Origin of the sequence: Methylotuvimicrobium sp. KM2 (genome assembly GCF_038051925.1) — a bacterium.
Classification (GTDB): domain Bacteria; phylum Pseudomonadota; class Gammaproteobacteria; order Methylococcales; family Methylomonadaceae; genus Methylotuvimicrobium.
Window position 1 is genome coordinate 1,970,691 of sequence record NZ_CP150634.1, and the last position, 25,031, is coordinate 1,995,721.

The 25,031-nt window shown below is 48.4% G+C and carries 20 protein-coding genes; 5 read left to right on the plus strand and 15 right to left on the minus strand.

Annotation, left to right across the window (positions count from 1 at the left end; translation table 11 throughout):
• Nucleotides 1-642 precede the first annotated feature (642 nt).
• A complete protein-coding gene (locus WJM45_RS08350; RefSeq protein ID WP_341328493.1) occupies nt 643-813 on the minus strand; it encodes a hypothetical protein in 171 nt (56 codons plus the stop codon).
• A gap of 401 nt (nt 814-1,214) precedes the next feature.
• Here WJM45_RS08350 and WJM45_RS08355 point away from each other — a divergent pair, with 401 nt between their 5' ends.
• Nucleotides 1,215-2,228: a L,D-transpeptidase family protein gene (locus tag WJM45_RS08355; protein WP_341328494.1), complete on the plus strand. Its 1,014-nt coding sequence runs from the start codon at nt 1,215-1,217 to the stop codon at nt 2,226-2,228.
• A 210-nt stretch (nt 2,229-2,438) separates the two neighbouring features.
• Here the strand turns inward: WJM45_RS08355 and WJM45_RS08360 are convergent, their stop codons facing one another.
• From WJM45_RS08360 to edd, 9 genes are all read right to left on the minus strand, one after another.
• A complete protein-coding gene (locus WJM45_RS08360; protein ID WP_341328495.1) occupies nt 2,439-2,633 on the minus strand; it encodes a hypothetical protein in 195 nt (64 codons plus the stop codon).
• On the minus strand, nt 2,630-2,833 hold the full coding sequence (locus tag WJM45_RS08365; RefSeq protein WP_017840345.1) for a hypothetical protein: 204 nt from the start codon (nt 2,831-2,833) through the stop codon (nt 2,630-2,632). The genes WJM45_RS08360 and WJM45_RS08365 overlap by 4 nt, the downstream gene beginning before the upstream one ends.
• Before the next feature lie 951 nt (nt 2,834-3,784).
• Entirely contained in the window at nt 3,785-4,369 is a 585-nt protein-coding gene (locus tag WJM45_RS08370; RefSeq protein WP_341328496.1) for a phosphoribosylglycinamide formyltransferase, read from the minus strand.
• 390 nt (nt 4,370-4,759) lie between these two features.
• Nucleotides 4,760-6,199 (minus strand): dihydrolipoyl dehydrogenase, encoded by a 1,440-nt coding sequence (gene lpdA / locus WJM45_RS08375; RefSeq protein WP_341328497.1) that lies wholly within the window; start codon nt 6,197-6,199, stop codon nt 4,760-4,762.
• Nucleotides 6,200-6,299: 100 nt separating this feature from the next.
• Nucleotides 6,300-7,613, minus strand: coding sequence for a dihydrolipoyllysine-residue acetyltransferase (aceF, locus tag WJM45_RS08380; protein WP_341328498.1), 1,314 nt, complete (start codon nt 7,611-7,613; stop codon nt 6,300-6,302).
• Nucleotides 7,614-7,629: 16 nt separating this feature from the next.
• Entirely contained in the window at nt 7,630-10,308 is a 2,679-nt protein-coding gene (aceE, locus tag WJM45_RS08385; protein WP_341328499.1) for a pyruvate dehydrogenase (acetyl-transferring), homodimeric type, read from the minus strand.
• 901 nt (nt 10,309-11,209) lie between these two features.
• Complete coding sequence (gene gltA, locus WJM45_RS08390; protein ID WP_341328500.1) at nt 11,210-12,508, minus strand: citrate synthase; 1,299 nt, start codon at nt 12,506-12,508, stop codon at nt 11,210-11,212.
• A gap of 333 nt (nt 12,509-12,841) precedes the next feature.
• Nucleotides 12,842-13,492 (minus strand): bifunctional 4-hydroxy-2-oxoglutarate aldolase/2-dehydro-3-deoxy-phosphogluconate aldolase, encoded by a 651-nt coding sequence (locus tag WJM45_RS08395; protein WP_341328501.1) that lies wholly within the window; start codon nt 13,490-13,492, stop codon nt 12,842-12,844.
• Between the two features lie 55 nt (nt 13,493-13,547).
• Complete coding sequence (gene edd, locus WJM45_RS08400) at nt 13,548-15,368, minus strand: phosphogluconate dehydratase (protein ID WP_341328502.1); 1,821 nt, start codon at nt 15,366-15,368, stop codon at nt 13,548-13,550.
• 528 nt (nt 15,369-15,896) lie between these two features.
• Between edd and purE the strand changes: the two genes are divergently transcribed.
• From purE to WJM45_RS08415, 3 genes are all read left to right on the plus strand, one after another.
• Nucleotides 15,897-16,391 carry a 5-(carboxyamino)imidazole ribonucleotide mutase gene (purE, locus tag WJM45_RS08405; protein ID WP_341328503.1) on the plus strand — a complete coding sequence of 165 codons (495 nt, stop codon included), beginning with the start codon at nt 15,897-15,899 and terminating at the stop codon, nt 16,389-16,391.
• On the plus strand, nt 16,391-17,485 hold the full coding sequence (locus WJM45_RS08410) for a 5-(carboxyamino)imidazole ribonucleotide synthase (RefSeq protein WP_341328504.1): 1,095 nt from the start codon (nt 16,391-16,393) through the stop codon (nt 17,483-17,485). The genes purE and WJM45_RS08410 overlap by 1 nt, the downstream gene beginning before the upstream one ends.
• 82 nt (nt 17,486-17,567) lie before the next feature.
• Nucleotides 17,568-18,323, plus strand: a complete 756-nt coding sequence (locus WJM45_RS08415) for a peptidase (protein ID WP_341328505.1) — start codon at nt 17,568-17,570, stop codon at nt 18,321-18,323.
• Between the two features lie 189 nt (nt 18,324-18,512).
• Here the strand turns inward: WJM45_RS08415 and WJM45_RS08420 are convergent, their stop codons facing one another.
• The 3 genes from WJM45_RS08420 to WJM45_RS08430 all read right to left on the minus strand — a co-directional run bounded on the left by WJM45_RS08420 (nt 18,513) and on the right by WJM45_RS08430 (nt 21,631).
• A complete protein-coding gene (locus WJM45_RS08420) occupies nt 18,513-19,769 on the minus strand; it encodes a hypothetical protein (protein ID WP_341328506.1) in 1,257 nt (418 codons plus the stop codon).
• A gap of 163 nt (nt 19,770-19,932) precedes the next feature.
• Nucleotides 19,933-20,811, minus strand: a complete 879-nt coding sequence (locus tag WJM45_RS08425; RefSeq protein ID WP_341328507.1) for an OmpA family protein — start codon at nt 20,809-20,811, stop codon at nt 19,933-19,935.
• Nucleotides 20,804-21,631, minus strand: a complete 828-nt coding sequence (locus WJM45_RS08430) for a MotA/TolQ/ExbB proton channel family protein (RefSeq protein WP_341328508.1) — start codon at nt 21,629-21,631, stop codon at nt 20,804-20,806. The genes WJM45_RS08425 and WJM45_RS08430 overlap by 8 nt, the downstream gene beginning before the upstream one ends.
• A gap of 706 nt (nt 21,632-22,337) precedes the next feature.
• Here WJM45_RS08430 and WJM45_RS08435 point away from each other — a divergent pair.
• Complete coding sequence (locus WJM45_RS08435; protein ID WP_341328509.1) at nt 22,338-22,979, plus strand: response regulator; 642 nt, start codon at nt 22,338-22,340, stop codon at nt 22,977-22,979.
• A gap of 34 nt (nt 22,980-23,013) precedes the next feature.
• Here the strand turns inward: WJM45_RS08435 and WJM45_RS08440 are convergent, their stop codons facing one another.
• Together WJM45_RS08440 and WJM45_RS08445 are read right to left on the minus strand one after the other, a co-directional pair.
• On the minus strand, nt 23,014-23,910 hold the full coding sequence (locus tag WJM45_RS08440) for an NAD(P)-dependent methylenetetrahydromethanopterin dehydrogenase (protein ID WP_341328510.1): 897 nt from the start codon (nt 23,908-23,910) through the stop codon (nt 23,014-23,016).
• A gap of 24 nt (nt 23,911-23,934) precedes the next feature.
• Complete coding sequence (locus WJM45_RS08445) at nt 23,935-24,843, minus strand: NAD(P)-dependent methylenetetrahydromethanopterin dehydrogenase (protein ID WP_341328511.1); 909 nt, start codon at nt 24,841-24,843, stop codon at nt 23,935-23,937.
• Between the last annotated feature and the right edge of the window lie 188 nt (nt 24,844-25,031).

The following is a 25,031-nucleotide window of genomic DNA, read 5'->3' on the forward strand; positions in this document are numbered from 1 at the left end:
GTTCATTTAATGCGTTCGGTGTAATGATTGAGTTATTTCGCTGGGTGCTTAATTCGGCAATTTTGTAGATATACTTTGTAAGCTTTCAGCCCCACGGCCATTCTCGGTCCCATGCTCTGTGCTCATCGTTATACATAAGTCTTGAATTACGCTTTTGCAATCTTAACCAATGAGGCCTCGATACCATTGATTGTCGCTTAACACACTAGGCTTCGAAATCGCGATCTGGGGATCGCTCCCACAGAGCATCCGACCCTTTGTGGGAGCGACGCCTTCGTCGTCCCTCACCTAATGCTAGGCGAGAGAAAGCCATTGACTTTCAATATCCATTGATTTTTCAAACAGTAGCGTTCCCAGGTATTCGATAAACTCTGTTCAGCACCTTTACCGGTACTTGTGTATAACGGCGAGCTCCGGAGCGTGGGAACGATAGCCGGTAGTAATAGCGACTACGCGACACGCCGGTTAACGCGCACTGACAACTCAATGAGGGTCCCGGGACCGGTTCCAGCCACTGGCGCCGTTCGCTTACAGGGACAGCCCGGACTTTTTTTAAGCCAGTTCAACTCGACTTTCAACTGCCCGATTTGGCTATACAGCGCTTCCTGGTCGGCTTCATGTTGCCGGTTCTTTCGGCCTCGTTTAACGGTAAAGCACTCGACCAGCCCGGCTTGCGCTTCTTTTTTCCAGTTCGACACCTGTTTCGGTGTGGACCTGGTGCGCGCCGGCAATCTCATTGATGGTCTTATCGCCTTTTAAGGCTTCTAGCGCCACTTTGGCTTTAAATTGGGCACTGTGTTTCTTTCTATGCATGATTTTTTCCTCTACACTTTCTCGGGTTTATACATGCAGGTTACCACCTTAATTAGTTGTTCAGTTTTTGGGGTCCATTATAGGGATACACCCAATTTAGAATTTGGAAATTAGGGTTTTAATGCCAAAATCATTTCTGTAAATGACCCCGGCAATTTAGACGGGCAGGATAGACAATATTGGTTCGCGAATCTAGTTGAAATAAAATGATTTTTTTGAATCCTTTGGTAGAATACGCGCCGATCCTCTTTGCGCCGTTATCGTTTCGAGTTAGATAGGCTGTTTGCGTTTTAAAACAGGTTCATTTAATGCGTTCGGTGTAATGATTGAGTTATTTCGCCGGGTGCTTAATTCGGCAATTTTGTAGATATACTACTTTTGCTGTTGAGATAGTGAATTTGATGAATACGCGCGTATTATTCGCTTTGTTGGTGGTGGGTTTCTTGGGTAGCGCCCATGCTGTAACTTATTCTTGGCCGGATGATCCTAACGATAATTTGGTTACCGAGCATGCCGACGATTTTCCTTTTACTCGCGCTAACCAGGATGAGACTTTATTAGATATAGCTCGACGTTTTTCATTGGGTCAAGTCGAAATTGTGCGTCTGAATCAGGATGTGGATCGTTGGTCGGTCAAGCAAGATGAGGTTGTGCGTTTGCCTAATCGTCGTGTGCTTCCCGATACACCGCATGAAGGTATTGTGCTGAATATTGCCGAATATCGCATGTATTATTATCCGCCGGCTCAAGCCGGTATGCCGCGTACGGTAATGTCGTTTGCGCATGGCGTCGGGCGTCAGGATTGGCAGACGCCGTTGGGTTTAACCAAAGTCGTCAAAAAAGTTAAAGACCCGTCTTGGTATCCTCCGGAGTCGATTCGCCGGGAACATGCGGCGATGGGCGATCCGCTGCCGGCCGTGGTGCCTCCGGGGCCGCATAATCCTTTGGGCGCTTATGCCTTGCATTTGGCTTTAAAAGGGGAATATCGGATTCACGGTACCGATATCGATAAGATTTACGGTATCGGTATGCAAATTACTCATGGTTGTGTTCGCATGTATCCCGAAGATATCGAACAGTTATATCATTCGGTTTCAGTCGGTACGCCCGTGCGAATCGTGCAGCAACAGATTAAAACGGGCTGGCTCGATAATCAACTCTATATCGAGGCGCATCCGGATTTAGAGGGTGTTGAAACGACTTTCGAACAGCGTCTCGATATAGCAATGCAGCTCATTGCCAAAGCGAATAACGGGGTGATTCCTGAGTTGAATGAAGCGGTTTTGAAAAAAGCGCTTACCGTTCTCGATGGCGATCCTGTGCCGATTTTTGAACGTTTGCCGGATATGCCGGATTTTGAGGAGGAAATCGGTTTACGAGAAGCGGCGGTCGAATCGACTTATCGCTTGCAGTAATTTTTTGTTTTAGGTCTAAAACACATGCTGTCTGATCTTTTATGCGGTTACCCAAGCTGGAACTTGGCAAAGAGTATGATGCGGGTTGGCTGTTTTTAGCTTGATGCGCGTGGGTGCTAGGGGTAGTTTGAGATAATGATTTGGACCGTTTTTGCTTCGACTTGGTTCGGCACGAACGGTCTACAACACATGAAGTCTGCTTTTTTAGGTTTATAGGTCTTGTTTAACATCTTCTTTTAAGTTAGGCCAATGACAGAAAGCAAAAACCCATATCATGAAGATGTTAACGATCGGGATCAATAAGCATAAAACCCAAGCTTTGTGTAGTCCGGCTTTGTCCATGATTTTCGTGCCTAGCCACATAACCAAGAGCACCATTAGCGTGATTAGAAAAACTTCCATCATGAGCTCCTATCGTTTGTTTTTTGATTAGGCCATGGCAATAAGGCTAATTGTAAAAAAATCAGCAGCAAGCCGAATCCCGGTAAAAAAACCAGTAATGCCCAGGCAGGATGAAAGCCGGCTTTTCGGTAAATCAACATCACGGGAATGACAATCATTAGCGCGACAATGATGATGCGGCCCATTTCAGGAAATACGTACATAAGCGTCTCCTTTTCGATATATCGGCGATAGTACACCGACTTTTCGGTTAATGAAAGTCACTCGATTTACCCGATTGTAAGAATTCAGATCCTTTTTTCACCAAACCTGTGAAAGTGTTGTAGAACCTTCATGCTTCGACTTAGCTCAGCACGAACGGTCTACAATACACTCCAACTGTTCTTTTTCGGATAATCCTAAATTCGGCAGTTCAACCATGAAGCACATGAAGTATTTCAATAGATTACCTAAACATTGCAGCTAACCTTTCGGGTGAGCGAAAGTTGTTCATAAACGAATGACAAGTTATTGAGTTAACTTCTTATTCTTCATGATCTTCATGGTGAAATGCTTTTTCTAGGATAATGAAAGAGCTCTGGGTTTAGCATTACGCCGAATAGCGTACAGTAAGGCAAAGCAGGCGTACATGTAGCCCGTATGCAGCGTAGCGGAATACGGGACTGGCGTGGCTCCGAACTTCCCGGATTGCGCTACGCTGTTTAGGATCGCCGGAGGTTGGTAGTGGAAGTGGTCGGATAAATCACAGGGAAAAGTGCGATATCGAAGGCAATGAATCTGATGATAATGGGTGAGTTTTAATAAAACCACAAACGTTTAACAACGGCAGCCCTTGGAGCTGCTAACAACCGTCAAGCCCTCCGCTTTGCGGGGGCCATATGACTTGTTTTATACCCATCGCAGATCAAAATTCGGCACCAGGGTGTCCGTCAAAGGACGCCGTAAACCCAGCACCTAAATTAGCTATAATATTAAACATAGCTAAAGGGCTATGGAATTTAGGTGCTGGGTAAATACATCCCTGTAGGCTCTATGCCAGCTCCATGCTGGCAAAGCCTTTGCCGCACACCCTGGCGCCTCCTCAGGCACTGCCGAAATTTGAAGTGCGAAAGGTATAAATACAGGGCTGAACAATTACCATGGCGGCGTTTGCGTTAAGTATCGGCAGTCGTTGGGAGTCTTTTGAGAGCATTTATATATAAATCACCCTCGATCGCGCGGACTCTTTGACCGAGCGATTCGACCGTGTCGCCGGATAGCACAGGAACTTCCTCTTGTAAGAGCAAAGGCCCTTCGTCATAGGCGTCGGTGACGAAATGTACTGTGGCGCCTGATACGGTTTCACCCGCCTCGAGAACGGCGGCATGCACAAAATCGCCATACATGCCACGGCCGCCGAATTTCGGCAGGAGAGACGGGTGAATGTTAAGTATTTTGCCTGAATAGGCCGATAATGTTTGCGGCCCGATTTTTTTCATGTAGCCGGATAATACGATCAATTCGGTGTCGGCGGATTGTAAGGCTTTTTTGATGGCTTGGTCTTCGTTGTCGGAGTGGGTTTTACTGCTGATATGGAAAACTTCGATGCCGTGAGTCAAGCACCAATCATAAATTGCCGAATCTTTGTTGTTCGTGATTAATATGCCGATTTCAAACCCGGTCAATCCCCCGTGTTCGATCGTTTCGATGATTTTCCGTGCGGAACTGCCGCCGTGTGAAGCTAAAAAGCTTATTTTCATAGATGTTATGATTTAACTAATGGTTCGTAGCGCACCTTGCTCTCCCTCACCTAACGCTAGGTGAGGGACGATCTGGGGATCGCTCCCACAGAGCACCCGACGCTTTGTGGGAGCGACGCCTTCGTCGCGATTTCGAGGCCGAGAGCGTCAAACGACAATAATTGATGTCGAGGACTCATTGGCTAAGTAACTGTTTAAAACCTGCCTCCCGTTTTTATCGGGCGAGTTACGTTAAACTTCGGTAAGTAAATGATGGACAGTTACTAGGCATTGCCATCCGTGGCACTGGATTCCGCCAATCCCTGGCGGAATGACGCGTTCTTTCCTTTAGTTGGCGCTTATGCGGTACATATCCTACTATGCTTTTTTGTCTTACCTTCTTTTGAGGAATCAACGTTTTTTGCCGAGATACAGGTCTGTGATCGTGCCGGCGACGACTTCGGATGCGAAAGCAAAGGTTTCCGATAAAGTCGGGTGCGGGTGAATCGTCAATGCGACGTCTTCGGCGTCGGCACCCATTTCCAACGCCAATACGGCTTCGGCAATCAAGTCGCCGGCATGCGGGCCGACGATGCCGGCACCGAGGATGCGGCCGGTTTCCTTGTCGCAAATGACTTTGGTCATGCCTTCGCTGCGGCCCATGCTCAACGAGCGTCCGCTCGCCGCCCATGGGAATACGCCTTTTTCGATCTCGATGCCTTGTTCCTTCGCTTGGTTTTCGGTCAGTCCCATCCAGGCGATTTCAGGGTCGGTATAGGCAACCGATGGAATCGTCAGTGCATCGAATGCGGCTTTGTGACCGGCGATGACTTCGGCGGCAATTTTACCTTCATAAGCGGCTTTATGCGCCAGCATCGGATTGCCGACGATGTCGCCGATCGCGAAGATGTGCGGAATGTTCGTACGCTGTTGTTTGTCGACTTCGATAAAGCCTTGTTCGGTGACTTGAATGCCGGCATTTTCCGCGCCGATTTTGTTGCCATTGGGACGACGACCCACGGCAACCAGCACGGCATCGAAAACGGCGGACTCGGGGGCTTTATCGCCTTCGAACGAGACCATGAGGCCTTCTTCGAGGGCTTCGATCGCAGTCACGCGGGTTTCCGTCCAGATGGCCTCATATTGCTTTTTGATGCGGTTGTGTAATGGTCGAACCAGGTCTTTGTCGCAACCGGGAATAATCTGATCCATTAATTCGACCACGCTGATTTTGGAACCCAGGGCATGATAGACCGTTGCCATTTCAAGGCCGATGATGCCGCCGCCGACAATCAACAGTTTTTCCGGAATTTCGCGTAATTGGAGCGCTCCGGTCGAATCCCACAGACGCGGGTCGTCGTTCGGGAAAACCGGGATTTTTGTCGGTTCGGATCCGGCTGCGATAATGGCTTGATCGAAGCTAATCAATTGGGTGCCGTTATCATTATCGACTTGCAATTCATTTTTCGATACGAACGAGCCGTTTCCCTGTATACGCGTGATTTTGCGTTGTTTTACCAGGCCGTCCAACCCTTTGTTCAGGCCCCCGGTAACGCTTTCTTTCCAGCTTCTGATTTTATCCAGGTCAAATTTCGGTGCGCCGAAATCGACGCCATGGCTTGCGAACTCCTGCGCTTCATGAACGATTTGGGCCATGTGCAGCAGCGCTTTGGAAGGAATGCAGCCGACATTTAGACATACCCCGCCCAATACCGGGTAGCGTTCGACGATGACGACTTGTTTGCCCAGGTCGGCCGCACGGAATGCGGCTGTATAACCGCCTGGGCCACCGCCGAGGACTAGGACTTCGGCATGGAGTTTGGATTCGTTTGCAGCAGCATTTGCAGTCATGAGTATTCCTTATCAAGTATGCGTTTTGACGCCGAGCATCTTTTCGTTACTCGGTGTGTATCCGGCGAACGGTGCTCGACGTTTGAGTCTAGGCGCTTTTTTAAAGTATCAACCGTCTGATATCGGTCAAAAAATCTGTTAATTTGACCATAAAACGCGCCGCTTCGGCACCATCGATGACTCGATGGTCATAGGTCATGTCTAGCGGCAACATCAAACGCGGTTGGAATTCCTTACCGTCCCAAACCGGTTGCATTTTGGCTCGCGTGACACCGAGTATCGCGACTTCCGGTGCGTTAACGATCGGTGTGAATGCGGTGCCGCCAATGCCGCCGAGACTGGAGATCGTCATTGAGCCGCCTTGCATTTCGTTCGGCACCAGTTTGCCGGCGCGGGCTTTTTCGCTCAATGTTGCCAGTTCCGCCGATAATTCATAAATGCTTTTTCGGTCGACGTCGCGCAGTACAGGTACGACAAGACCGTTAGGCGTGTCGACGGCGATGCCGATGTGGCAGTATTTTTTTAGGATCAGGCTTGCGCCGTCCGGCGACAACGAAGCATTAAAATTCGGAAACTGCTTCAGCGCGTTTGCCAATGCCTTGATGATGAAGATCAAGCCGGTGACCTTACCGTTTGGACTGTTTTCGGCATTGATCTGTTTGCGAAAGGCTTCCAATTCTGTGATATCCGCTTCGTCATGATGGGTCACCATTGGCAGATTCAGCCAAACCCGGCTCATGTTTTGCCCGGTCAGGCGTTTGATTTTACTCAATGGCAAGACTTCGGTTTCGCCGAACTGCGAGAAATCCACGGCAGGGATCGCCGGGATGCCTGCTCCGGAAGATTTGACGCCTTCGCTGAGGGTTTGCTTGACATAGGCTTTGACGTCTTCTTTTAGAATTCGTCCCTTTCGGCCGCTGCCTTGCCTAATAAGACTCAGGTCGACGCCCAATTCACGGGCGAATAATCGAATAGCAGGCGTTGCATGCGGAAGGTGTTGGCCGCTCGGTTCGGAATCGATCGAAGCGGCCGGCGTCGGAGCAGGGGAGGCGGCTGGTGCCGAAGCGGCACTTGCAGCCGGTTTTTCCTCGATTGGCTTGTCTTGCTTGTTTGTGGCTTCGGTTGCCGGTTTCGGTTCTGAAACCGGAGGCTTCTGTTCAGGTTCGGAGGGTTCGCTAGCTTCGACGGTCGCGATGGTTATCCCTTGGGATACTTTGTCACCGACTTTAATTTTGAGTTCCCGAACCGTGCCGGCAATCGTCGATGGCATATCCATCGTGGCTTTGTCACTTTCCAAGACGACCAAGGGCTGTTCGATTTCTATCGTGTCGCCGGGTTGAACAAGGATTTCGACCACGTCGACTTCGCTAGAGCCGCCGAGATCGGGTACTTTAATCTCAATCAATTCACTCATGTGCCAATTCCTTTAATTAAAGCCGCCACGGGGCAACAGTTTCCGGGTTAATGCCGTATTTGGCAATGGCCGTTTCGACTTTTGCGAGTTCGAATTCGCCGATATCCGCAAGGCTTTTCAGTGCCGCGACAGCGATATGATAACGGTTGACTTCGAAGAAGCGGCGCAAGGATTCGCGAGTATCCGAACGGCCGAAACCGTCGGTACCCAAGACAGTATAAGGCGCCGATAGGTAAGGGCGAATTTGTTCGGCATACAGGCGAACGTAGTCGGTTGCGGCGATGATAGGCCCTTTGGCATTTTCAAGGCATTCGGTGACATGAGGCTTTTTAGGGGCTTCGGTCGGATGTAGCCGGTTCCATCGTTCGCAAGTTTGTCCGTCGCGTGCCAATTCGGTAAAGCTCGTGCAGCTCCAGAGATCGGCTGTTACGTTCCAGTCGTTTTGCAAAAGTTCGGCTGCGGCGATGGCTTCGCGGAAAATCGTGCCGGAACCCAGCAATTGCACGCGCGTTTTGGCGCGGCCGTCGCCTTTCTTGAACGAGTACATACCTTTAAGGATCGATTCCTCGATACCTTTCGGCATTGCCGGATGTTCGTAATTCTCGTTCATTACGGTGATGTAATAGAAAATGTCTTCTTGATCGACGTACATCCGACGCAAACCGTCTTGAATGATCACCGCGATTTCATACGAAAAGGTCGGGTCGTAGGAAATGCAGTTCGGGACGGTTCCGGCAAAAATATGGCTGTGTCCGTCTTCGTGCTGTAGGCCCTCGCCGTTGAGCGTCGTTCTTCCGGCCGTTCCGCCAAGCAAGAAGCCGCGTGTGCGTTGGTCGGCAGCCGCCCAAATCAAATCGGCGACGCGTTGGAAGCCGAACATCGAGTAGAAGATGAAAAACGGAATCATCGGCACGTTATGGGTCGAATAGGATGTTCCGGCCGCGATCCAATCGCACATGCCGCCCGCTTCGTTGATGCCTTCCTGCAAGACTTGGCCGTTTTTGTCTTCTTTGTAAAACATTAATTGGTCCGCATCCTGCGGGGTATAGAGTTGTCCGACTTGCGACCAAATGCCTAATTGGCGAAACATGCCTTCCATTCCAAAAGTACGCGACTCGTCCGGCACGATCGGTACGATGCGTTTACCGATGTTTTTGTCCTTGACCAAAATATTCAGCATTTTGACGAAAGCCATTGTTGTCGAAATTTCGCGTCCTTCGCCGGTAGCTTCCAATAGGGATTTGAAGTCCGATAGAACGGGAACATTCAAAGCGTAGGATTTCGTTCTTCTGTTCGGCAGGTAGCCGCCCAATTCGGCGCGGCGCTCTTTCATATAGGCCAGTTCTTTCGAGTCTTCAGGAAACTTCAGGTAAGGCAGCTCCTGAATTTGTTCGTTGGTTACCGGCAGTTCGTAACGATCTCTAAAACGAGTCAGGGAGTTGATGCTCATTTTCTTTTGTTGGTGCGAGATATTCTGGCCTTCGCCCGACTCGCCCATCGAATAGCCTTTGATCGTTTTTGCCAGAACCACGGTCGGTTGCCCTTGGTGGTTGACTGCGGCATGGAAGGCTGCATAGATTTTTGCAGGATCATGGCCGCCTCTATTGAGTAACCAAATGTCCAAATCGGACAAATCAGCAACCATCGCTTTCAATTCCGGCGTGTTGAAGAAGTGCTCGCGGACATAAGCACCGTCTTTGGCTTTGAACGTTTGATAGTCGCCGTCTACGCATTCCATCATGCGTTTGACGAGTAGGCCTTGATGGTCTCTAGCCAACAGCTTATCCCAATGGCGGCCCCAAACCAGTTTAATGACATTCCAGCCGGCGCCTCGGAAGGTGCCTTCCAATTCTTGAATGATTTTGCCGTTGCCGCGAACTGGTCCATCCAGTCGTTGTAGGTTGCAATTGACCACAAAAATAAGATTGTCCAGTTTTTCGCGGCCTGCCATGCCGATTTCGCCGAGAGACTCCGGTTCGTCGGTCTCGCCGTCGCCAAGGAAGCACCAGACTTTACGATTGGAGGTGTCGGCTAGGCTTCGATCTTGCAAATAGCGCATGAATCGGGCTTGGTAGATTGCCATAATGGGGCCTAGGCCCATCGACACGGTCGGGAATTGCCAAAACTCAGGCATCAGCCATGGGTGCGGATAAGATGAAAGTCCGTTACCGTCGACTTCCTGGCGGAAATTGTCCATCTGTTCTTCGGTCAGTCGGTCGAGTAAAAAAGCTCGGGCATAATCGCCGGGCGCCGAATGACCTTGCACGAACAATAGGTCTCCGTCATGTTGCTCGGATGGCGCTCGCCAGAAATGATTTTGGCCGACATCGTAGAGCGTGGCCGCCGATGCGAAACTGGCGATATGACCGCCGACATTGGTGTTTCTGTTGGCGCGAAGCACCATCATCATGGCGTTCCAACGGACATAGGACCGTATTCTTTGTTCGATAGTGGTGTTGCCGGGAAATTGAATTTGTTGATCGACGGGTATCGTGTTGATGTAGTCGGTGGTCGCGCTAAACGGTATATTAGAGCCCGATTGTCTGGCGACGGCGACCAGTTTCTCAATCAGATACTGAACGCGGGTTTCGCCCTCGATTTCCATCACTGCTTTCAGTGCATCGATCCATTCCTGAGTTTCGATAGGATCGACATCTTCCTGTTCGACAACCGCAGGACTTTTATTGTTTTTCATTTATAACTCCACTTATCAGGTAGGTTTTCCTATCTGAAAATCGCTGTTAGTTTGGTGATCATTTGTCGTTAGTAACGTTTAGAACGCGAATTTTATAACGGCCAAGGGTCGCTTGTCTTGTTATTCGCATGTTTGTCTAAGTTGTTAGGGATCGACCGGTGATGTTTTTGGTATTCATTATACTGATTGCTAACAAAATTTCGGCGCCGTTGTGCATCTAAACTTTAGCTTATCCTGGGGTATACGCAGATTTCAGATGGTTTCGTTGAGCTCAAAGCATAAGGGAGGTGCGTTATGCGCATCTTCTTAGGTGGTAAATGTCAACGTGGTTGTCGCATAAGTTAAAAAGAACGGAAGTGTCGGTATTTTTCACTGCATTATCGGTCTGTTTCTCAGGGCTTAAACAAAATCCCGCCTGCCAATCTCAGCTTCGGGTGTTATGACACCAGCGCTCCGGTTTGTTGAGTCTTAGCGGCGGAGGATGCGGCAGCGAAACGGAAGCCCGTCGCATTGTTTGAGCGCAGGTAGAGTTGTGGTAACGCAGCCATTAACCAGTCCCGCGATTTATTACAATTTGGCAGGGCGGGGCATGCAACCCATTTGCATCAAGTTAAAAACGGCCGACCCACATCACGCTCTTTCCCAAGCTCCAGCTTGGGAAAGACACCCCGGAAGCTCCAGCTTCCTGAGACCGACACAACCTCTGCACATTCTCAATCAACTTCTGACCCGCTCGTTCAATCTTCCTTGATTGTCGGGAAGCTAGAGCTTCCTGAACAGGTTACCCAAGCTGGAGCTTGGGTAACAGCATAAAAGGGGGCAAAGTTCTAACTTGCTTTAAATGCAGGAGTCTGAATAGCTACTTCCATGATGGGTTTCGCTCCGCTCTACCCATCCTACATTAGCGCGCGCTGATTGAAACGACATCGCGCTGTGTGTGACCTTTGTATAGCTGGCGCGGACGCCCGATTTTTTGCTCATCGTCGGAAATCATTTCATCCCAGTGAGCAATCCAGCCGATTGAGCGGGCCATCGCGAAAATGGCCGTGAACATCACTGTTGGAATGCCCAGAGCTCTCATGACGATGCCGGAATAAAAATCGACATTCGGATAGAGTTTTTTCTCGATGAAGTATTCGTCTTCCAAAGCGATGCGTTCCAATTCCAGTGCCAACTTGAATAGCGGATCGTCATGGAGTCCGAGTTCGTTAAGCACTTCATGGCAGGTTTCGCGCATCAGTTTGGCGCGCGGGTCGTAATTTTTATAAACCCGATGCCCGAAGCCCATCAATCTAAAGGGATCGTTTTTATCCTTCGCTTTGTCGATGAATTCGCCGATTCTCGAAACATCGCCGATTTCGAGCAGCATTCTGAGTACCGCCTCGTTAGCACCGCCGTGAGCGGCCCCCCACAGGCAAGCAATGCCGGAGGTGATGCACGCATAAGGATTGGCGCCGGATGAGCCGGCTAGTCTGACCGTGGAGGTTGATGCATTTTGTTCGTGATCGGCATGCAGAATCAAAATTCTGTCCATTGCTCTGACTAAAATAGGGTTTTGTACATAGTCTTCGCAAGGTGTCGCATGCATCATATACATGAAGTTTTCGACATAACCCAATTTGTTTTGCGGGTACATGAACGGCATGCCGCTACTATATTTGTGGCTCATCGCAACGATCGTCGGCATTTTGGCGATGAGGCGGATGGCGGACAAGTTTCGGTCTATCGGACACCGAATGTCCAGTTCATGGTGATAAAACGCGGATAGCGCGCCCACAACGGCCACAATGGTCGCCATCGGATGGGCGTCGCGACGGAATCCCTTATAAAAGTCGTTCAGTTGATCATGTACCATTGTGTGATAGGTGATGTCATTGACAAACTCTTGCATTTGCCGGCCATTCGGCAATTCATCATGCAGCAATAAGTAGCAGACCTCCATGAAATCGCATTTTTCGGCGAGTTGTTCGATAGGGTAGCCTCGATAAAGGAGAACCCCCTTGTCGCCGTCGATGAAAGTGATTCTAGAACTACAACTAGCGGTGGATGTGAAGCCCGGGTCGTATGTGAATACGCCCGTATCACGGTAGAGTGTTCGGATATCGATGACATCGGGACCGATAGTACCTTGTAGAACAGGTAGTTCACATGAAATCCGGTCGTCCTCATTTCGTATCGTTACTTGGTTGTGGTTTGTCATGGTATTACCTTTCTGTTAAGTATTCGTGATATCACGGCCTGTTAAATTTATAACCATTAACGCGCGGGCGTACTATTGTCAACAATAATAATGCAACGGCACAAACGTAAGACGCTACGTATTTCTTTTTAATGTCGGGAATTCAAAACACCGATTATAAAGAAAGTTTCCATAAACTATTTCGTGGTTATGCAATCGTAACTATTCAGTCCCCCGGCAATTAGCGTTACCACGCTCTGCGTGGGAACGATAGGGGGTGTGAATAATTACGTGCAATCAGTTATCGTAGTCCGCCAGGCAGCATGTTTAAAAATAAATAGGCCTTGAAGTGCATTATTTTTTTACGGCATTCTCGATTGCAGTTTTAGCTAATTCGGTAATTCTGGGCCAGTTTTTGGCTGCGACGGCATCATCCGGTGCTAACCAGGACCCGCCAACACAGGCAACATTCGGTAAGCTTAGATACTCATTATAGTTACTCGCCGATATTCCTCCGGTTGGGCAGAATGTTACTGAAGGAATGGGGCCGGCAATACCTTTTAACATATTGACGCCGCCGGCTGCAGCCGCAGGAAAAAACTTAAAGTGATCCAAGCCGTATTCCATGCCTAACATGAGTTCTGAGATCGTTGAGATTCCAGGGATTAATGCGATGTTACTATTTGCCGCGGCATTCAGTAATGTCGGCGTCAGTCCGGGACTAATTGCAAATACGGCACCGGCATTTTCGGCGGCTTGCAATTGCTCCGGAGTAGTGACTGTGCCTACGCCAACGATGGCATCCTTGACTTGTTCGCTGATAAGCTTAATGGTATCGAGCGCAATCGGTGTGCGTAACGTGATTTCAAGGACTTTGATGCCGCCTTCGGTCAATGCTTGCGCTAGAGGTACTGCGTCCTCGAGGTTTTTGATGACCATGACGGGCATGACGGGCCCCGCATTCAGCACTGCAGAGGGGTGAAGTTTCCAATTGTTCTGTGTCATTTAAATTGAGTTTCCGATAGATTAGTTATGTGTTGTCAATCGATTGACAAGGCGGTTAGTCGTTGAGGAACACGTTGGTTGCCCCGGTTTCTGCCGAAGAGGCATTCAAGCGGAAACCAGCAAACAATTCACGGCCCATGCCGTGATGGTGGTCTTTGGCGTGGTTTGCCGCCGGGCGGCGCGCATTGAATTCGGCATTGTCGACCAATACATTGATTTCGCCGGTTTGTGCATTTAAACGAATCATATCACCATTACGAACTTTTGCTAGTGGGCCGCCGTCTGCGCATTCCGGACACATATGAATCGCCGAGGGAACTTTGCCTGAGGCGCCGGACATGCGTCCGTCTGTCACCAGAGCTACTTTGAACCCTTTGTCTTGTAATAAACCCAGCGGCGGAGTCAGTTTATGCAGTTCCGGCATGCCGTTGGATTTCGGTCCTTGGAATCGTATGACCGCAATAAAATCTTTTTCCAGTTCACCGCGTTTGAAGGCATCCATTAGGTCATCTTGATCATCGAAGACAATGGCCGGTGCTTCGACGATTTGATGTTCTTCTTTAACGGCGGAAACTTTTGAAATGCCGCGTCCCAAATTACCGTGCATGACATGCAGGCCACCGCTCTTGGCAAAAGGTTTTTCCACGGTAGACAATACTTCGGGGTCAAGCGAGGTTGCCGGGGAAGGCTCCCAAGTTAATTGGCCGTCGATGAGTTTGGGCTCCTGAGTATAGTGTTGCATGCCCCGTTCGTCGGCGACAGTGATGATGTCTTCGTGCAGCAAGCCGTTGCGTAATAGCTCGCCGATCAACACACCCATACCGCCGGCGGCTTGGAAATGATTTACATCGGCAGGGCCGTTCGGATAGATTTTGGCAATTAACGGCACTACTTTCGATAGATTATCGAAATCGTCCCAATTGATCACGATGCCCGCTGAGCGTGCGATGGCGACTAAATGCATCGTATGGTTCGTAGAACCGCCGGTGGCGAGCAGGCCGACGATGGCATTGACAATGGCTTTTTCGTCGATGACATGACCGATGGGGCGGAAATCGTTGCCTAGTGCCGTGAATTTCAGTGCCTGCTTAGTAGCCGCTTTAGTCAGTTCGTCACGTAGCGGCGTGTAAGGATTGATGAATGAACTTCCGGGAAGGTGTAGGCCCATGATTTCAACCATCATTTGGTTGCTGTTCGCGGTACCGTAAAAAGTGCAAGTGCCGGGGCCGTGGTAGGCTTTCGATTCGGATTCAAGCAGTTCCTTGCGCCCGATTTTGCCTTCGGCGTATTTTTGGCGGGTGCGTGCTTTTTCTTTGTTGGTAATGCCGCTGGTCATTGGGCCGGCCGGCACGAATACGGCGGGAAGATGACCGAAGCTCAATGCGCCTATTAATAAGCCGGGTACGATTTTATCGCAAACTCCCAAATATAGGGCGGCGTCGAACATGTTGTGGCTTAAGCTAATTGCGGTCGACATCGCTATGACGTCACGGCTGAACAATGAAAGCTCCATGCCGGGTTGGCCTTGCGTGACGCCGTCGCACATTGCAGGAACGCCTCCGGCAAATTGCGCGACGCCGCCGGCTTCTTTCGCTGCATCTTTGATTAGAGTGGGAAAATCTTTATAAGGCTCGTGGGCCGATAGCATGTCGTTATATGCAGATACGATTGCGATATTGGCTTTTTGGTCGCCGGCTAGGTCTGCTTTTTCCGTAGCGGCACAAGCGGCGAAGCCATGCGCGAGATTGCCGCAGCCAAGCACCGAGCGATGAGGGCCTTTTTTGACCGCCGAATCAATTCTAGCTAAATATATGGCGCGGCTTTCACGGCTGCGTTCGATAATCTCTTCGGTAACTGAATTAAGAATAGGATGCATTTTATCTTCCTGCTGTTGGAGGTCGCGTATGAATCGCCAATTATCATCAACGATGATAAAGAGTCTTTATCACTTCGCTCGAAAAGTGACTGCCGTTAAGTTATCGTGTCTTGGGAATGGCGTCGGTAACTTTGTCGGATAAGACTAAGTCGCGTTGTTTTAAAGTTTTTTGCGATTGCATAAGCGATAAGGTAAAAGTGTTATTTAGCAGAAGGCGATTGAGTTATTGTTCTATCACTTTAAGCAAATATTGGGCCGGTAGAATAATTTTGTAAGCCTTTGTTTTTTATGTATTCTTGTTTCGCACTCGCTTGTGTCTAAATCATTGGAAGGGCGAATTTAGGCTGTAATTATACATCTAAACCGGTGCTTGCACCAAAATAGCCAAAAATCGTCCAGGCGTACGTGCCGGATGGTGTAGGTAGGGAAGCTGGAATCAATGACAGATTTTAAACTTTATCGATGTCGGGTACAATTGCCGGCCTTTGTTGATCCGGTATCGGAAATGGCGCTTAGAGGAAATCATAAATGACTGTTTTAGTTGGAATCATTATGGGGTCGACTTCCGATTGGGAGACGATGCGGTTTGCGACCGAAAAGCTTGAGCAGTTTGGTATTGCTCATGAAGTTGAAGTCGTCTCCGCGCATCGAACGCCGGATAAATTATTTGCTTATGCCGATGCTGCGGAAAGCAGAGGATTGGAGGTGATCATCGCCGGCGCCGGCGGCGCGGCGCATTTACCGGGTATGGTCGCTGCAAAAACGGCGGTTCCGGTATTGGGCGTGCCGATCCAATCCAAAGCGCTCAACGGCATGGATTCTTTATTGTCGATTGTGCAAATGCCGGCCGGTATTCCGGTCGGAACACTAGCCATCGGAAAGGCGGGAGCGATTAATGCGGCGTTGCTGGCGGCGGCAATAGTCGGTAATAAATATCCGGAATACCGGGAAGTTTTACAGCTATTTAGACAACAGCAGACTGATTCTGTATTGGCGAATGCCGATCCGAGGAGTGTTGAATAATGATAATTGGTATCTTGGGCGGCGGGCAATTGGCAAGAATGCTGGCATTGGCGGGAAAACCCTTGGGCTTGCAATTCATGTTTTTGGATCCGGCGGACGAGGCTTGTGCGAGCGAATTAGGCGAGCATTTGCAAGGTGACTATACGGATCGTACTCTATTGACGCAAATGGCCGAACGCTGCGATGTAGTGACTTACGAATTCGAAAACGTTCCGGTCGATATTATCGATTTTATTGCGGAAAAAACGCCTGTTTACCCGTCGGCTAAGGCCTTGGCGGTAGGCCAGGACCGCTTGACCGAAAAGGATTTTTTTCGAGAGCTGGGTATTCCGACCGCGCCTTATTATGCTGTCGATAGTTTCGAGCGCTTGCAAGAAGTTATGCCGGAAATTGGGTGGCCGGCGATTTTGAAGACTCGAAGATTTGGCTATGACGGGAAAGGTCAAGCCATTTCGCGTTCTGCGGCCGATTTACAGGAAGCTTGGCGGGAACTGGAAGGATCGCCGGTCATTGTCGAAGGTTTCGTGCCGTTTCGCCGAGAGGTTTCTATCATCGCCGCGCGCAATGTTTCAGGAGCTATCGTTTATTATCCCTTATCGGAAAATCAGCATCGAGGCGGTATTCTTCGTTTGGCCAAGAGCTGCGATAACGATCCGTTGCAATCCCAAGCAGAGTCGATGATAGCAAGATTGTTGGAAGCCTTGAATTATGTTGGAGTACTGGCTCTAGAGTTGTTCGATCTCGACGGGCATCTAGTCGCTAACGAATTTGCACCGCGCGTACATAATTCGGGTCATTGGACGATCGAAGGCTCTGAAACCAGCCAATTTGAAAATCATTTGAGAGCGATACTCGATCAGCCCTTGGGCAACACCAAGACACGCGGTTTTGCCGCAATGCAAAACTTTATAGGCGGCGTGCCGAGCCTGAAAGAGGTGTTGGCTCTGTCCGAAGTTCACATGCATTTATATAATAAGACGCCAAGAAAAGGCCGTAAAGTCGCGCATGCCACAATCAGATCGGATACTCCGGAAGCTTTATCCGGGCGGATAGCTGCGTTGGCAAAGCTGGCCGAGCAGACCGACGATTCTTGAAAGCAGGCTTCCGGCATCCGTTTCTGGACCCCGTCCTTATTTATAGGATAGACTGACGGGATTATTTTTTTAGATCTTGATTATGACTTACTGTATCGCCGCTTCACTCAATGAAGGTCTCGTTTTGGTGTCCGATTCAAGGACCAATGCCGGGATCGATAATGTCAGCACTTATGGGAAAATGCATGCGTTCGATACGAATGCCGATCGCAAAATCGTTTTGTTGAGCGCGGGTAATTTGGCAACGACGCAGGCCGTTTTAGAGCAGTTGAAGCGCGATAAGCTCAAGGATGCCAAGGTTAACATTAATTCTGTGGACTATTTGTCGGATGCGGCCAATTACCTCGGTCAAGTTAGTCTCGAAAAACAAAAACAGCATCTCGATACCGAAGGGCAATCGGCGTTCAATCCGTCCGCCACGTTTATTATTGCCGGTCAAATCGGTAATGAGCCGCCGGGGGCTTATATGGTCTATGCCGAAGGCAATAGCATTACAACTTCTCCGCATACTCCGTTCCTGCAAATCGGCGAAATTAAATACGGTAAACCGGTGTTGGATCGTTTTTTGAAGCTCGATACGCCATTGGACGAAGCCGCGCGCTGCTGCTTGGTCTCGATGGATTCGACGATACGCAGTAATGCCAGCGTCGGACCGCCGGTCGAGATGTTGATTTATCGTAAGGATAGCTTCCGTCTGGATGAGTACTATTGTTTCGAGGCTGAAAATCCTTATATGGTTAATCTAAGAAAAAGTTGGGAAAGTACGTTGCGTGATGCCTTTGCGAAGTTGCCGCCCTTAATGCCGCAGTACGCTAAGCCATTGGAGCCCGATCTTTGAGTCGTATTTATTTACGCCTCTATCGTTCTCATCCTCCAGAGCTCGCCGTTATACACAAGTAATGTCATGCGTAACACACACGAGCTTCGATAAAAACCATGGTTACCAAGCGTTAATGGCTCCGATAGTCGCGACGAAGGCGTCGCTCCCACAGAGAGCGGCGGATGCTATGTGGGGGCAATCCTAGTCTTATCGCCACCGACGTCCTAAGGGTCTTGCTACTGCCGCTTCCCACCAATTTAATTCGCGTACGATCGGATTTTGACAGTATTCATAACCGCTGTATTCGATGCCTTTAAATATCTCTTTCTGTAACCAGGCATAGGCTTCCGGCGATTCGCTTTTCAATCGCTGCGGAATCAAAATATACTGACTAATCAGTTCTGCAAGTTTTTCATTGATTTTGCCGTTATAACGGCCGTCATTGACTTCCCATAGAAATTCAAAGGCGTCGAACCAGCGCGATGGCCATAACGCTAAATCAGCATCCTTGATCATATGCATATAGACGATATCGGTCGAGAGTTTGCGATACCAAAAGAAAAAATACAGCGATTCATGTCCGTCCCAAAAATGAAAGTTGTCGATCACATGAGCCAGTTCATGCACGATCAACGGAATTCTAAAATCTACTAGATATTTCAGCCCGATATCCTTATAAAACTGACCCTCTTTGGCTTTATCGAAATTCTTGATCGTGAAAACAATGCGATTAGTGCCGCTGTACACCTGAGCGACGACTTGGTTAATAAAACCGACGCCTGGAATGATAGTTAGGGGGTGGGTGTTGTCCGCCCAAACTTGGCTTTCGGTGTCGTCCGGAAATGCGTCGAGGATCAATCGCCGAGTTTTTTCCGGGATGTTAGCGTTAACGAATACGTTATCGAGATCCCTGATTGGCTTGGCTTTGACGATGAGGTCGCGCATGAACGGCGGAATCTTTCTTAGGCCTTTTTCAAATGCATATAAATGATCGGCTTCAAAACGCGGCAGGCGGTAATGGTTACTATGCTTGATTGCGGTTTTGGTGTCGTAAAACAGCGCTAAAACGCGAAGCGCATTTTCTTTATCATCCCAATAACCTTCCAGAATACATAACTCGTACTGGCTTTGATTACGGCAATTTTTCTTGATTTGCTTTAGGTCGTCGAGGTGATCGGGGTGGGTGTGTTGGGTTAGGAAAGCGACTGCCGCTTGCCGGAGTCCTGGGTTATCGTTTTCGTAATGGTGAATGATTTCATTAAGTCGCTCGATCGTCAAATAGCCGGATTCGCTTGTGGTGCATAATAATTCGGAGTCCTGGGAAAGTGTGAAGAAGCGGTTTTGGAAAAGGCCGCTAAACGTTGGTTCTTGCGCCGATGCCTGTAGATGCATGGCGGTCAGCAGAATGAGCCCCATAATTCTTAAATTCGGCAGTTTAATCATGAGGCACAAGATGTCTTTCAATTGCTTATCCTAAAATTTTGAATAATCTTTTAGTGAAGCAAAAATGATTTGCATAGGCGGAATAAGCTATCGAATTAACTTCCTTGAATTCAACTATTAACGGGAACATAGCCTTTTTTAAGGTTTATGTTTCAGGGTTCGTAATAGAAATACTTTGATAAAATCATCGAGCGGTTTGTTCCTTAACCTTAATCAAAATATTCACGCGTCGATTCATTTCCCTACCTTCAGGGGTGTCGTTGTCGGCAATCGGTTGCGTGTCTGCGTAAGTCACTGCGCGCATTCGAGCGCTCTCGAGGCCTTGTGTCGTCAAGTAGTGCAAAACACTTGTGGCTCTCGCTGCGCCTAATTCCCAGTTTGACGGAAATTGAACGGTTTTAATCGGACGATCATCGGTATGACCTTCGATGAAAATCAATCCGACAGCCTGTTGTAACAGAGGTACTAGATCGTCTAGTAAATGTTTGCCTGGGTCGGTCAGGTTGGCTTGCGATGACTCGAATAAAATATTGTCTTGGATTTCCAGTTGTGCATAATCCTCTGTTACCTTGATCGCTACCGACTTATCCAAGCCCATTTGTTCTAGTTTTTCCGATAATTTTGAGTGTAGTGTTTCCTGTGGCGTTGTTTCCGGGCTGGGTATTAAAAAAGCTTCTTCCGGTTCAGTGTTGGGTGTTATTTTGTCGCTCACAATCGGCTCCTCCGGTGTTTCAGTCGAAGGGCTGGGAGGCTCTCTATGTGGTTCGTCAGCCGGTTCGGGCTTTGTTCTGATAGTTGGAGGCGGTTCTTTGATAACCCGTTCGGTTTTAGGTAAGTCCGATTTAGGTTTTTTAATCGGTTGGGGGGTAACGATCAATACCTTCGGTTCGGTCTCAATAGAAAAATCGCTGAGTGCTATGAGCGTAATGATGAACATTAGAATCAATACGAATACGTCGAGATAGCTGATGAGCCAGTTTTGATTTCCCGGCTTATGACTATCTTCCATTAATTCTTCAAATGTTTGCGAAGACTGCAGTTTGAAAAAAGGGTCTTTATTCATCGATTTTCAGTTCATTGTCATAATGAGCAATAAATGATTTGAGCGTTTCTCGAACAAACGAAGGGCTGCGATTGTCGGCGATTAACGTGATGCCCTCCATGACCATGCTCATAATCATTACGCGATGTTCGGTGCGTCTTTCTAGTTTGATTGCGATCGGGGTAAAAACGAGATTGGCTAGTATCAAGCCGTAAAATGTCGTGATTAGAGAAACCCCCATATTGAAGGTGATGGCGCCAATATCCCTCATGTCGATGATTTGCAGCATGTTAATCAAGCCGATCAATGTGCCGAGCATGCCGAAGGCCGGTGCAAAGGCTGCCATGCTGTGGAAAATATTGGCTTCAGCTTTTTCTTTGGCTTTCAGTCGAGCGATCCGCCATTTTAATAACGATAATATATCATCGACAGGCGTTTGATCGACAACCAGTTGAAAGCCTGTTTTCAGATAAGGGTTATTGATCGTATCGATAATGTTTTCAATGGCTAAGAAGTTTCGTGTGAACCACATTTTCGAAACATTGATGATTTCATCGGCTTCATGTTGAGGGTTCAAGCTTTCATAAAGAAAAATCAGTTTGACCGATTTTAATCCATTAATGATATCTCTTAAGGGGTAGCTCAACAGTACCGAAGCAATCGTGCCGACGATGACAATAAAAAGTCCTGTCCAATTCATGAATGACTTGGAGTCATTGGCTGCATAAAGACCGATAAATAAGCACAGCACTATGCCGCATAAAAAGCCTAGACCAGTCGAGTAATTTAGTTTCTTTTTGGTATTCTGAAAAGTGTGGTTTAGCAAGTTGCTTTTTTTCATCGGCTTATTTTAGGCAATGCTATGCAAATGGTTTAAGGAAAAAAGGGACTTTGCGAAATGCTGAATTAAACATTCGAAGCTATTTGTCGTCTCTGGTCGGATTGGTTTCAGTATTGATTATAAATCAAGGCCCTCCATAGATAGGGAAGTTATTTACGCAAAAGTGCTTATGCTGAATAATTACAAACATTCGCTCATTGTAACTATTCAGTCCCCTGGAAATAAGCATTCCCACGCTCTGCTTCACTGCCATTAAGTTAAGCCTTTTCTGGTTCCCACGGTCCTCCGTGGGAATCCGTACCTTGGCTGTCGAAACCAGATCGGTATGCGTTCCCACGCTGGAGCGATGGGAACGAGGAAAAATCTCCCCCAGCCACTCTTTTTCAAAGAGGGGAGAAAACTCCAAGGATCTTAACTTAATGGCATTGACGCTCTGCGTGGGAATGCTTGAGTACCGCTGCTCATTAGGTTATGAAATTTTGGCAGCGCTTGGTTAGGAAATATTCCTTTAAGTAGGTTGGGCGGATGATCCAAGCAATCAGTAAAGACAATTGTCATATGAATTGAAATATAATATCGATTTTGGCACACTAGAGTAAAAAAGAAATCGGATGTTTCTTTTTTACATGTCTATCGAACGAGCCTAGGTAAAATTAGGGTTTTCTCATCCTATTTGGTTTTATATTACTTTTAACGAATTATTAATATGATAAAAGTCTTGCTTGTTGATGATCATGAAATTGTTCGTTCCGGAGTTGAAGCGCTTTTAAATAAAGCCGGTGATATTCAGGTTGTGGCGGTGGCAAAAACCGGTGAGGAAAGCGTCGAGGCGGTGACGGAGTTGCATCCCGATGTGGTGGTCATGGATATCAGCATGCCGGGTATTGGCGGCGTTGAGGCTTGTCGGCGAATTCTGCAAGATAATCCGGATATGAAGATTATTGTGCTGTCTGTTTGTAACGATGGACCGATACCGTTGCAGCTTTTGAAAATGGGGGTGTTGGGCTTTATTTCCAAAAGTTCGCCGGTCGACGAAATGGTCGCCGCGATTCGAAAGATTATGGCCGGGCAGCGTTATTTGTGCGCGGAGGTGGCAAACAATTTAGCATTCATGAAGTTGCCCGGTAATGATTCTCCTTTCTCAAAGCTTTCCCAAAGGGAGTCGGAGGTCGTCTCATTAATCTTGCAAGGTAAAACAATAAAAGAAATGTCGGGTATGCTGACGCTTAGTGATAAAACGATTAACACTTACCGCTACAGGCTTTACGATAAACTAAAAGTGAAGAACGATGTCGAATTGACGCGGCTCGCCATCAAGTTCGATTATATCGATTCCGCATCGATTTAATCGATACGGAATCATGGAGCAAGAGAAAGGTTGTTTATAAAATTTCCCTTGCTTTGGCAAAGGCATTTCTAAAGTCTAAAAATAAAGGCTTATCGGTAGTCAGCATTGATGCGAGCAGTAGGTGTTGTAATTGATATTTGACGTTACCTACGGCTAACGCGCCGATACCGACCGCGTTTGGCGCATGTGCTATGGGTTGGCCGAAATCGTTGAGTTTTATGCCTTCGATACCGGCCGGAGGAACTGCGTTGACATCGCCGGCCACTTTAAGTGCTTTGGCATGGCTCAGTACTTTGCCGTTGATGACTTGTATTCCGGCTTTCGCGGTACAGAAGATGATGTCGGCATCGGCGATCAGTTCGGCTTTTTGTTCGTCAGACGAAGCGCTGGCGCCTTTTAGATTGGATTTAAAGCGTCTATTATATTCTTTGGCCAAATCGTTTGCGGTTTCGGCTGAAAGATGATCTATCAAAATTGTTTCGGCGCCTTCTAGCGAAGCGATGACGCCTGTGGCTATGCCGACCGGGCCGGTGCCGCCGAACACCAATGCTTTCGCGTTTTTTAAGTCAAGGTTATGCTTGGTTTTCAGTTCTTTTTCGACGCAGCCGACTAATGCCGCTGCGGTTGTGAATGCGCCGCTTGGATCGGCGAATACCGAAATTTCAAACGGCGGCACCATCGCTTGTTCCGCGGCGTTCAGCATGTCTATCGCCAAGCCGATATCTCTTCCTCCGATAAACAAACCGGTGCGTTTCACACCGGTGGGCCCTCTGGAGAAAACGGCATCTTGCGTCAATCCGTGAACGCCGTCCAATTTGACATTGCTGTAAGGTATTAAAACATCGAATCCCGCGTCCAAAGCCATATTGACATCGAAAGGGCTGTTATTGGGCATCGGGTCCAGCATGTGCAGGATACTGCGCTTCTCCATTGAATTTCCTCTTAATTTAAGTCGTTAAGCGTTGGCTTTGATGAAATCGCGGGCAACTTCGAATGCATGGGTAAAATGCAAGTAGACCGGTTTTTCGGAGTCGATCATGATCTTGAGCAGTTTGTTTTGCGCTTGGTATTTGACATTGCCGATAGCCAATGCGCCAATGCCGACCGCGCCGCTTTTCGATTCGGGCAGAGGCGCACCGTTATGGAATGCGTCGAGTCCGGCGATTCCTGATGGCGGAACGGCGTTGACGTCGGCCGCGACTTTTAATTGCGGTGCCGAAGATATTTGCTCGGCGCTTAACAGTTCAATTCCGGCGGCACCTGTCGCGAAGACGACATCGGCGGTTTTCATAAATTCGGTTTTGTCCGCATCCGCGCCGGCCATGATTTGAATGGTACCTTCGCCGAATTCATTGCTGCAAAGATCGGCAATACGCTGGGCTTTTTCGAGTTGGCGTCCGACGATTCTGACGTTTGCACCGGCCTGAGCGGCGATAACGGCTGCTGCTTGACCCACTGGTCCGGTACCGCCCAAGGCAAGCACGTTTTTGCCTTCAAGAGTAGTGTTGAAGGTTTTTTGCAATTCGTGTTCGACTGCCGCGACCATGCCGGCTGCCGTCGTAAATGCGCCGCTCGGATCGGCGAAAACGGAGACTTCAAAAGGCGGGACCATCGAGTTTTTGGCGGTTTTAAGCATATCGAGCGCTTGTTTGGTATCCCTGCCGCCGATAAAAATGCCGGTTTTTTTCAAGCTTTTAGGGCTGCGTGAAAAAATAGCGTCTTGCACTAGGCCGCGAACTTCGCTGGGTTCTACATTGATATAGGGTATTGCCGAAACCCAACCCGCATCGAGTGCCATATTGACGTCGAACGGACTTAGGTTTTTAGCGGTTGTGAGCATATGTAAAATAAATGGTTTTTCCACGGGTTCCCCCCTCCTTAAAATTTAGCTACCCAGTATAAAAGAAAATAAAGTATTTTAAAAATGGCTAGCGCTTTTTGTGAGCGGTGAATGACGAGTGGGTATTTAGACTTGGTGTGCTTTTGTTCATTTATGGTTTGCCATGATCGGGTTAAAAATGGCGGTGCCCCTTAAGGTTGCAGCCGGTATAA